Source organism: Ochrobactrum sp. AN78, from assembly GCF_029909885.1.
GTDB lineage: Bacteria > Pseudomonadota > Alphaproteobacteria > Rhizobiales > Rhizobiaceae > Brucella > Brucella quorumnocens.
Window position 1 is genome coordinate 337,276 of sequence record NZ_JASAMU010000006.1, and the last position, 9,716, is coordinate 346,991.

A 9,716-nucleotide genomic window follows, 5' to 3' on the forward strand; every position below is an offset into this window, starting at 1 on the left:
AATCAGAATAGAATATTAGCTCACTTATCGTCGAGAAGCCTGGAAAGCTCGGCTTTTTCTCGCGCCGATAGCGGCTTTTGGACTTCGGTTGTAGTGTTGCGCCGACGGAACGCAATGGTCAAAGCAATCCCGCCAATCAAAAGAATCAGCACCGGGAAGCCCCACAGAAGCGCTGTCTGTGCATTTAAGCGAGGTTTAAGCAGAACGAATTCGCCATAACGATCGACGACAAAGTCCATCACCTGTTTATCAGAATCGCCAGAAGTCAGGCGTTCACGCACGAGAACACGCAGGTCGCGCGCCAGTTCGGCATTTGAATCGTCAATCGATTCGTTCTGACAGACCATGCAGCGAAGTTCCGCAGATATCTCTCGCGCTCGTTTTTCAAGCTGAGGGTCGCCGAGCACTTCATCTGGATTGACTGCCAGAGCGGCTGATCCGCTAAATACCAGCGACAATCCCAGAAGAAGCAAGGAAAGACGTTTGCATATCCTCATGCTGTCGCCTCTGCTTCCTTTGATGCGGACTTGCGCGCCTTTGATGGAGCGCCGACACGCAGGCGACGGTCAGCGAGCGAGAACATCGCCCCCACCATCATGATGAGCGCGCCGTACCAGATCAGCGTTACATCCGGCTTCCACCAAACGCGCACCACGATGGAGCCATTGCCAGGTTCATCGCCTAAAGCCACGTAAACCTGACTGAACCATAAAGTACGGATGCCTGATTCAGTGGTTGGCATCTGACGGGCCGGGAAAAACCTCTTAGACGGTTCGATCAGACCCAGATCACGATTTGATGCATCCAGCAGTGTAAACGTGCCGCGGTTTTCTGTGAAGTTTGAACCGGTCAAAGGACGTAGACCTTCAAAGCGTAGCGAATAATCCGCAACCTTTGTCGTATCCCCCGGGCGCATCAACAGTACACTTTCGGTACCATACGTCGTGACGCTTATAATACCGAGCAAAGTCACGCCAAGGCCAATATGCGCAAGAGCTGTCCCGAATACCGAGCGTGGCAGTCCTTTAAAGCGCAACAGCGCTTTGCTCGCGGAAACCTTGCCGATACCGGCCTTCAACCAGAGATCAGTCAAGCTCCCAAGGATCAGCCATACAGCAAGACCGATGCCGAGCGCTGCGAGCACGGAATGAGCCTCGCTGCGCCAAATCACAATACCGACCGTAATGAGTGATAATGCGAATGCAGTCATCAGCCGTTGCGCAACGCCGTATAGATCTCCTCGCTTCCAGGCAAGCAGCGGACCAAAAGGCACAGCGAACAGCAGTGGGATCATCAATGGCCCGAAGGTCATGTTGAAGAAGGGAGCGCCGACCGAAATCTTGTCACCAGTCAACACTTCCAGCAAGAGTGGATAGAGCGTACCGATAAGAACGGTTGCGGCAGCGGTTGTGAGAAAGAGATTATTGAAGACCAAGGCGCCTTCGCGCGAGATCGGTTGGAACAATCCGCCCGAAGACAGGCTCTGAACGCGAAGAGCGAAAAGCGACAGAGAACCACCGATGAAGATGGCAAGAATAGCGAGAATGAACAGGCCTCGTCCCGGATCGGTCGCAAAACTATGCACTGACGTCAACACGCCGGAACGCACAAGGAAGGTTCCCAAAAGCGACAGTGAGAAAGTCAGGATCGCGAGCAGCACTGTCCAGATTTTGAGGGCCGAGCGTTTTTCCATGACAATAGCTGAATGCAGCAGTGCCGTTCCAACCAGCCATGGCATGAAGGACGCATTTTCGACCGGATCCCAGAACCACCAGCCGCCCCAGCCGAGCTCGTAATAGGCCCAGTAAGAGCCCATTGCAATGCCGCCCGTCAGGAACATCCACGCGACCAGCGCCCAAGGGCGAACCCAACGCGCCCATGCCGCATCAATACGACCTTCGATGAGGGCAGCGACAGCAAAGGAAAAGCATACAGAAAAGCCAACATAGCCGAGATAGAGCAACGGAGGATGGATCGCGAGACCTATATCCTGAAGGATCGGGTTCAAATCGCCACCTTCAATCGGTGCTGGAATAATGCGCGTAAATGGATTGGAAGTGAAAATGATGAAGGCCAGAAAGGCAGTTCCAATCCAGCCCTGAACGCCAAGAACGTTCGCACGCAGGGTTTCTGGCAAATTGCCGGAAAAGGCTGCAACCAGCGCACTGAAGAAACTAAGAATCAGCACCCACAGCAACATAGAGCCTTCATGATTGCCCCAAACGCCGGTAATTTTATAAAGCATCGGCTTTTGCGAATGGGAGTTTTCGACCACGTTAAGGACCGAAAAATCAGAGACGACATAGGCGAATGTCAGAACCATAAAAGAGAACGCAATCAACGCAAAGACGGCCAGTGCAGTTGGTACTGCAACCCCCATCAACTGCATGTCTCTACGCCGCGCACCTACGACCGGCGCGATAGACTGAACCACTGACAAAGCCAGTGCCAGAACAAGCGCGAAATGGCCAATCTCGACATTCATAAGCTTTGTCCAATTCCGATTACTGGTCCGTTTCCCATCATTGACCTTCCCAAACGCCCTTTTTCTTCAGGCTGTCGGCGAGGTCCTTCGGGACATAATTTTCATCGTGTTTGGCGAGCACATTATCAGCTCGAAATACACCGTCGGAACCGAAGCGGCCTTCCGCGACGACGCCCTGTCCCTCACGGAAAAGATCAGGAGCAATTCCTTCGAAGACGACTTTAACGGTCTTGATTGTGTCTGTGACGGTAAAGCGCAATTCGCTGCCTTCTCGCATCACGGAGCCTTCTTCAACAAGGCCTCCCAAACGGAACCGGGCACCCGAAGTGATTTCCTGTTCAGTCAAATCGGCAGGTGTTCGGAAAAATCGAATGTCCTGATTAAAAGCCATAAGCATCAGGCCAACCGCGACAGCGAGAACAGCCAAAGCACCGCCGATCAATATCAGGCGCTTGCGCTTTCTCTGGCCGACTGTACGGGTTAAACTACCCTTTGGCTTTGTGTTACGTCCACTGCTTTCTGCGGTCGCACTCATTGTGTTGCGCTCCCTGCTTCCAAACCCAGTCCTGCGGCATAGCCTGTTAGCTCATCCCGCTTTTCACCATCCAACGCCGCAACTCCACGTTTCAGCGCATCAAGTGCATCATCCCGGCGATTAAGGATCATATATGAGCGCACAAGTCGCTTCCAGCCATCGATATCCCCGCCATTTTCGCGAAGACTTTCGTCCAAACGTTGAACCATACCTTCAACCATAGCCTGACGATCTTCAGGGCTCATGGAGGCCGCAGCGTCAACATCCTCGGTTGTAGGACCGTTCGCAGGCGCTTGCGGAGCAATTCCGCGGATACGCGCAATGGTCTGCTCAACCTGTGCACGCCAAGGCGCATCTGCCGGTGCTCTATCAAGGAACGTCTGTAGCCTTTTTACCGCGTCATCTGCATTACCATCCTGCATCTCGCCTTGCGCGAGGTAATATTGAGGCCGGATGTCATCAGGCTCAAGCGCAGCCGCTTTTTCAAACAGACCTTCTGCCTCGGCGGTAATTGGCCCACCGGATACTGCGATCAAAGCTTCGCCAAGACCAAGAATTCGTTGGAAGTTTTCACCTTCAAGGCGAATCGCGGAACGGTAGGCATTGACTGCATCAGCTCCGCGACCAATCCGCAGATAAATCGGTGCCAATACATCCCATCCGCGTGCATCGCCGGGGTTTTGCGCAAGATGCGCTTCGGCACGAGCAATAAGTTCATCAACCGAGCTATTTTGCGGGCTATTCGCCAGACGTGCCGCCAATGGCATCGAGGGCGTGTCAGGCGTTCCGAAAAGCGGGTAAATGCCCCAGGCGATCAAAGGAACGGCCAGAACCGCTGCGAGAGCCAGCACCCGACCGGATCGAGCTTTCTGCATATTGGCAGCCGATTCCGCACTGGCCTTTTCGGCATTCAAGATGCGTCGGGAGATTTCGATACGAGCCTGTTCGGCACTGGGAGCGTCGATCATGCCACGCGCAGCGTCGGCCTCAACCTCGCGCAACTGGTCGCGATACACTTCCAGGTCGTTCTTTTCAGGGGGCAAAAATTCCTGCTTGTTCCGTGTCAACGGCAACAAAACAGTCAATGTAGCTGCAAGAGTCAGCAGTGCGGCAGTCAACCAGAATTCCATGGCTGAGACTTAATCTCAGCCGAGGGAAAAACCAACACTAACCTGCCTGAAGTTGCAGACTAGGGCAATTCGCCGCAAAGGCTTAGAGCGCCGCGCGTCCTTTCGGACGCACAAAGGACGCTCTAACTCTTTGATTTTACGCATCGTGCTTTAGAGCGATCAGTTGAGCGGCGTCCAGCTGCCATCGGCGTTACGGCACGCTGTACCACGCGCGGTTTGCAGTTGGTCTGCAATCGTAAAAGTATGGGTATATTGGCGGCAGTTTTGCGAACCGACCTGGTAAGGCTGTGCCGCAGTTACATCCCCAGATGTCGATCCGCTGCCACTCCATGAAACTGCTTTACCAGCAGGCGAATATTCAAGGGCCCTATATTCCGCTTCAAGTGCCTTCTTGCGGTCATTTGCGGTCAACTGCCCTGCCGAACCACCCAAAAGCCCATTCCCGAGCGGTGCCAGCAAGTTCGGACGCGTTTCTGTCGATGAAGACGACCCACCAAGCGAAGTCAGTCCCAAACCTTTTCCACCACCGGATGTTCCGCAGGCAGCAAGCATGAACGCCATCGAAGCGATCAGAAGAGGAGCAGAAAACCTTGATACCATTATCATAACAAACCGGCCTTCATAAAAAGTGAGCATGCATACTATCGTAGGATGCAGCTAATAAGTCTAACCTTCTAGTTCGCCTCGTGGCAAAAACAACTATCAATCTTCAGTTAGCGGCAACACAACGCGAACTTGTAGTCCGCCCAAGTTGCTTTTGTCCAAATGCAAGGTGCCACCATATTCCCGCACAGTGTCCTGAACGATTGCCAATCCAAGCCCCGTGCCCGGTTTGGTCTCATCGACACGATTGCCACGTTTGAGTGCTTGTTCGATCTTGTCAGGAGCTAGGCCCGGACCGTCATCCTCTATCAAAATCTCAAACTGCCGTTGCGCATCTGCGGCCGGTCGCAAAATAATCTTAATCTGTCTGCGGCCCCATTTACCTGCATTCTCCAGCAGATTACCGACAATCTCTTCCAGATCTTCTTTTTCGCCAGCAAAAACGGCGTCCGGCAACACATTTCTGAATATGATTTTGAACGCCGGGTTGAGCTTTGCAGTCACCCGTTCCATCCGCTCAAGCACTGGAGTGACTTGAGTTCTGAATACGACGCTATCTCTTTGTGCCGCTATACGAGCGCGTTGCAGATAATGCTGTATCTGCACCTGCATAGCTTCGCTCTGCTCAAGAACAACCCGCCCCTGTTCGCCCCCCATCGCCCGCGCCTCATTGGTCAAGACCGAAAGAGGCGTCTTCAGCGAATGCGCAAGATTGCCGACCTGTGTGCGCGAACGTTCAACAATGCGCCGGTTGTTTTCAATCAGCGCATTCATCTCATTTGCGAGCGGTGCAATTTCAATCGGAAGCGATGTATCGAGCTTCGCTGATCGACCTTCACGAATGTCGGTCAATGCCTGACGGACCTTATCGAGTGGCCGCAAGCCGAATAGAATAATGCCAGCATTGATAAAGACGCTGCCAAGTCCGAAAATCGCCAGATAAAAAGCAAGCTTGCTGCGAAAATCAGAGATTTCGTTCATGACTTCACTCAAGTTACCCATCACGCGGAAGCGCGCAACGCGGTTTTCATTGTCAAGAACGACTTCCGTTTCGACGATATAGAGCTCTTCACCATTTAAGCCCGGCAGCGTATAGCTGCGCATAAACGAGCTATCAAACGGTGCCTGATTTACTGGTAATTCAGGCACAATACGCCCTACTGAGGATAGTGATTGCAACTTGCCATTAATGTTTGAAGTAACGGGATCAACAGACCAATACCAGCCGGACAGCGGGCTGGAATAACGCAGTTCACCAAGCTCGGGCCGACCTTGAAGAGTACCGTCCGGCGATATGCTGACCGCACCAACAAGACTGAACAGATGCGCTGTCAGAAGTCGTTCGAAATTGTTGCGTGCAGCATCGCCGTAAAGGGTACTGATGAGCGTGGCCACAACGACGAGTGCCAGAATGACCCAGAGCGTCGAAAGGGTGACGACGCGTATCGCAAGTGAACGCAAAGGGGGGAAAACGCTTAAAAGCTTCAGTTCCCGTTCCCCTTCGTGTCATTTTGCCCGTCCGAGCGGATGCGATAGCCCATGCCGCGGACTGTCTCGATCAGATCGACGCCCATCTTTTTACGCAGGCGGCCAACAAAAACTTCGATCGTGTTGGAATCGCGGTCAAAGTCCTGATCGTAAAGATGCTCGACCAGTTCCGTCCGCGAAACAACCTCATCCATATGATGCATGAGATAGGAAAGCAGACGATATTCATGAGAAGTCAGCTTCAACGCCACGCCGTCCACACTGGCTTTTGAAGTCTTTGTATCTAGGTGCAGAGAACCGCAGACCAATTCCGATGACGCGTGGCCGGCAGCGCGACGGATCAATGCACGCAATCGAGCCAGAACCTCTTCCATATGAAAAGGCTTGGCGACATAATCGTCGGCACCAGCATCAATACCGGCAACCTTATCACTCCAGCGATCACGCGCTGTCAGCATCAGAACCGGCATGGTCCGACCACTGCGGCGCCAACGTTCCACAACACTGATGCCATCCATCTGCGGAAGGCCAATATCGAGGATCACAGCATCGTAAGGTTCGGTGTCGCCCAGATGATGGCCTTCTTCGCCATCAAAAGCACTATCAACAACATAACCTGTGGCAACCATCGCATCCGAGAGCTGCCTGTTCAGGTCCTTGTCGTCTTCAACGATCAGGATACGCAAGTTTGAGGCTCCTCGCAGGGACGCATTAAAGCATTTCCAGCAAAAGAGCGAAGCGGTTTTGCGTAGGAGAATGCGCAAGAACAAACAGTGAGACGCGGTTTCAACAATTCGATCGTAACTGGAACTGCTCTACTGTGCGGGTACGGCTACTTCTACACGGCGCGGGCGTTCGCCATCGCGACCAGGTACGAGTACCACAATCACACACATGGCGCGGCCATTCTGTGTGGTCGGGGTTGCCTTGGCCAACTGGCCACCCTGTGAGGCAGCCACTTGTTCGCCCACTGCCGCACAATCCGCAGCAGCGGCGACCAGAAGATTAGACTTCTGTGGCGTAGCGATTGGCAAAGCACCGGCATCAACCGGTAACAGACCAATGCTAACGGCCAGAAGCGCGAAAATTTTGAGAGCAGGGTTCTGTTTCATCATGTCCCTTATATAGCGCCTCTCAGCTGAACGATGCATGAACGATCACCCTGCTTATAGACCCAAAGGAATTTTGGTCTGTAGAACAGCATCAACCAGATACCCCCGGCTGACGCCATTCTAAACTGTTGTTTTTATGCATAATATTATCCGGAGCATTCGTCAACATTCCGGAACTATGCCACTTTTCAAAACTTTGCTATCACGCTTTGTAAAATTATGAAATGCGCGAAGTTGCCCCTAAGCGGCCAAAGACAGCAATAAGGCTGGCGATACCGGTCGCAAGTTGCAGCAATATATCGGTCAAAGCACCCTGATCGACCGTATCGCCGATAAGGCCGAAAGCGCCTGCCAACGATAAAAACAGAGCGACCAATCCAGCCCAAACAGTACGAGACAGATACCAAGGCTTATCTTCAATCATGCAATTTCCTTTTTCATTTTAACAGAATGTTTGAAGTATCGAGCGTAGTGAAATCACCAGTTCCTGTTTTGGAACTCACCATTGCTACGCGAATCTGGAATTCATTCGTGCCGAGTTCAGCAAAGCGCTCTGGATTCGGATAGATCCAGGACGTGGTCTGCACCTGTGCACTTCGCACCAGCTTATCGGACTGCCAGACTTCCACCTGATAGACTTCACGCTCTTCACCAAGCGGGATATCCGCGCCCATCCAACTATCAGCATCGATCCGCCCTCGCCTGACCCACTGAAAGGATAAGTCACCATTCTCGAGTTGCTCAGTCTTGAGATGTACCGGGCTTAGAGGCTCCAGAGCTTGCAAGCCGCCGATCGCTTTCACTGTATCGAAAAATTCATCCGAGAATGATTTGCCTGCTGCCCCTATACGCCAGTTAAGCTCAAGCCCTATTTCAGAAGCTTGCAGTCCTATGCCCTGCACTCCACCATCAAACAATACAAACGGGGTTCCGACTGGCTTCTCAATAAGGCTTTCTGTTTCCGTACCAAGCTGCCCGCGTAAAAGTCTGCTCAATCGCCAGCGGTTTTGTCCGATTTCCTCTGCTTCGAGAAACTGAAAAACTTCCCATTTTCCATTGGGAGATTTTAAAAATGCCGTATTGGCCCCGTTCAGAATCTGAGCAAGCGGCTTTGATCCCAGTTCACCTGAATAAAGCACAAGCTCTATCGCATTCCCGTCGATCAAACGTCCGCTTGGAGCTCCCTTAATTGGCTTTGTCAGTTCACCCATCACAGCGCGCTCGCTGATCAGGCTGCGTTCGGCAAAGCCATCATCAGACGGTGAGGCGTAAACCGCGACGCCACGCCATGGTTTCGCATGACAAGCGATGCGGAACTGACCAGCGGGATCTTCCGCGCTCGGCCAAAGCGGCAGGTCGATGAGATGGAAAATCGGCTTCATATCGGAGACCGGTTTTCCCGGCGGAAGCTTGGGAGTTTCACCTTTGTCTGCAAACACAATATTCGGTGCAAGTGCGACGGCTTTGACAGCCCGTACTTCTCCGTCTTCCAACGCCGTTACAACATAGTCGCGCCCACCGCCCAAGACATCAAGCCGGACACGGTCGCCGACGTGAAGCGCTGCTTCAGACCACGGCAAAGAGAAACTCACGGTCCGCCGTTCAGCATAGCGGCGCGCCATCCAGCTTTCGGCGAGAGCCGTTGCCTGCCCAGTTTCCATCGAACCAGACAGGCTAAGGCTTTCCGTGCCCTGCCCTGTATCCCGACGCACAGAGGCCCCAACCACCTGAAAGTCACGCATCGGATCGTTGCAGTATAGTTCGGCAATAGAAGGCAGATCGCCCTGATCGTCGAGAACAGAACTCAATGCTTCGCCATCCTGTGGCTCGACCAACATATGCACTACATCAAGCGTCGGTGCCGCACGAGTGACGCTCCGAAATACGAACCGCCCGGCCTGCTCAAAACCATGGACGCCAAACACGTTCATCAGCGGCTCCAGAACACCACGTGCTGTTGACGGTTCCGAAATCACAAAACCAGTGAGGTGCCCATCGGCCGCGGCACAATCGGCCTCTGGCAATCCAAAGTCCGCCAATATGGCAGCTATCAGTTCATCAAGCGAAACTCCACTGATACGCCCGTTAAGCCAATGACCGAGGCGCCAGTTCGGCGTATCTCCCCATACGTCACCTTTCAGCGGAAACTCCGGAAATGGTCGCGTATCCCAAGACCACAAATAAACGCGATCCATGTCCAGCATCGAACCGCCATACACCGACGAGACCGGGTTGTTTTCAGGCCAGTGTCTGAAATGTGCGCGCAGGTGTGTTTCGGCGTGGAATATTGACCCCACTAGCGGGCGAATACTTATTCAATTTTGACCCCTGCTAGATTTCATCCGAGTATCTGACTTTTAGTC

9 protein-coding genes and 1 pseudogene are annotated in these 9,716 nt (G+C 53.0%); all 10 read right to left on the reverse strand.

From position 1 onward, the window contains the following. Positions 1-20: 20 nt before the first annotated feature. A complete protein-coding gene (locus QBD00_RS14145; RefSeq protein ID WP_095446282.1) occupies positions 21-497 on the reverse strand; it encodes a cytochrome c-type biogenesis protein in 477 nt (158 codons plus the stop codon). Further along, entirely contained in the window at positions 494-2,485 is a 1,992-nt protein-coding gene (locus QBD00_RS14150) for a heme lyase CcmF/NrfE family subunit (RefSeq protein ID WP_318579798.1), read from the reverse strand. Before QBD00_RS14150 ends, QBD00_RS14145 begins: the two co-directional genes overlap by 4 nt. Positions 2,486-2,522: 37 nt before the next feature. Next, positions 2,523-3,020 (reverse strand): cytochrome c maturation protein CcmE, encoded by a 498-nt coding sequence (gene ccmE / locus QBD00_RS14155; RefSeq protein WP_095446280.1) that lies wholly within the window; start codon positions 3,018-3,020, stop codon positions 2,523-2,525. Continuing rightward, the gene (gene ccmI / locus QBD00_RS14160; protein ID WP_318579799.1) at positions 3,017-4,150 is read right to left on the reverse strand and encodes a c-type cytochrome biogenesis protein CcmI; all 1,134 of its coding nucleotides are present in this window, start codon (positions 4,148-4,150) and stop codon (positions 3,017-3,019) included. Before ccmI ends, ccmE begins: the two co-directional genes overlap by 4 nt. A 159-nt stretch (positions 4,151-4,309) precedes the next feature. After that, the gene (locus QBD00_RS14165; protein ID WP_318579800.1) at positions 4,310-4,756 is read right to left on the reverse strand and encodes a hypothetical protein; all 447 of its coding nucleotides are present in this window, start codon (positions 4,754-4,756) and stop codon (positions 4,310-4,312) included. A gap of 96 nt (positions 4,757-4,852) precedes the next feature. Beyond that, on the reverse strand, positions 4,853-6,163 hold the full coding sequence (locus QBD00_RS14170; protein ID WP_095447860.1) for an ATP-binding protein: 1,311 nt from the start codon (positions 6,161-6,163) through the stop codon (positions 4,853-4,855). Between the two features lie 74 nt (positions 6,164-6,237). Further along, the gene (locus QBD00_RS14175; RefSeq protein ID WP_095446277.1) at positions 6,238-6,927 is read right to left on the reverse strand and encodes a response regulator transcription factor; all 690 of its coding nucleotides are present in this window, start codon (positions 6,925-6,927) and stop codon (positions 6,238-6,240) included. A gap of 129 nt (positions 6,928-7,056) precedes the next feature. Next, complete coding sequence (locus QBD00_RS14180; RefSeq protein ID WP_095447859.1) at positions 7,057-7,353, reverse strand: hypothetical protein; 297 nt, start codon at positions 7,351-7,353, stop codon at positions 7,057-7,059. A gap of 217 nt (positions 7,354-7,570) precedes the next feature. Further along, positions 7,571-7,777 (reverse strand): hypothetical protein, encoded by a 207-nt coding sequence (locus QBD00_RS14185; RefSeq protein ID WP_318579801.1) that lies wholly within the window; start codon positions 7,775-7,777, stop codon positions 7,571-7,573. A 13-nt stretch (positions 7,778-7,790) separates the two neighbouring features. Further along, positions 7,791-9,620: pseudogene (locus QBD00_RS14190) on the reverse strand (phage tail protein); the annotation flags it as partial. Between the last annotated feature and the right edge of the window lie 96 nt (positions 9,621-9,716).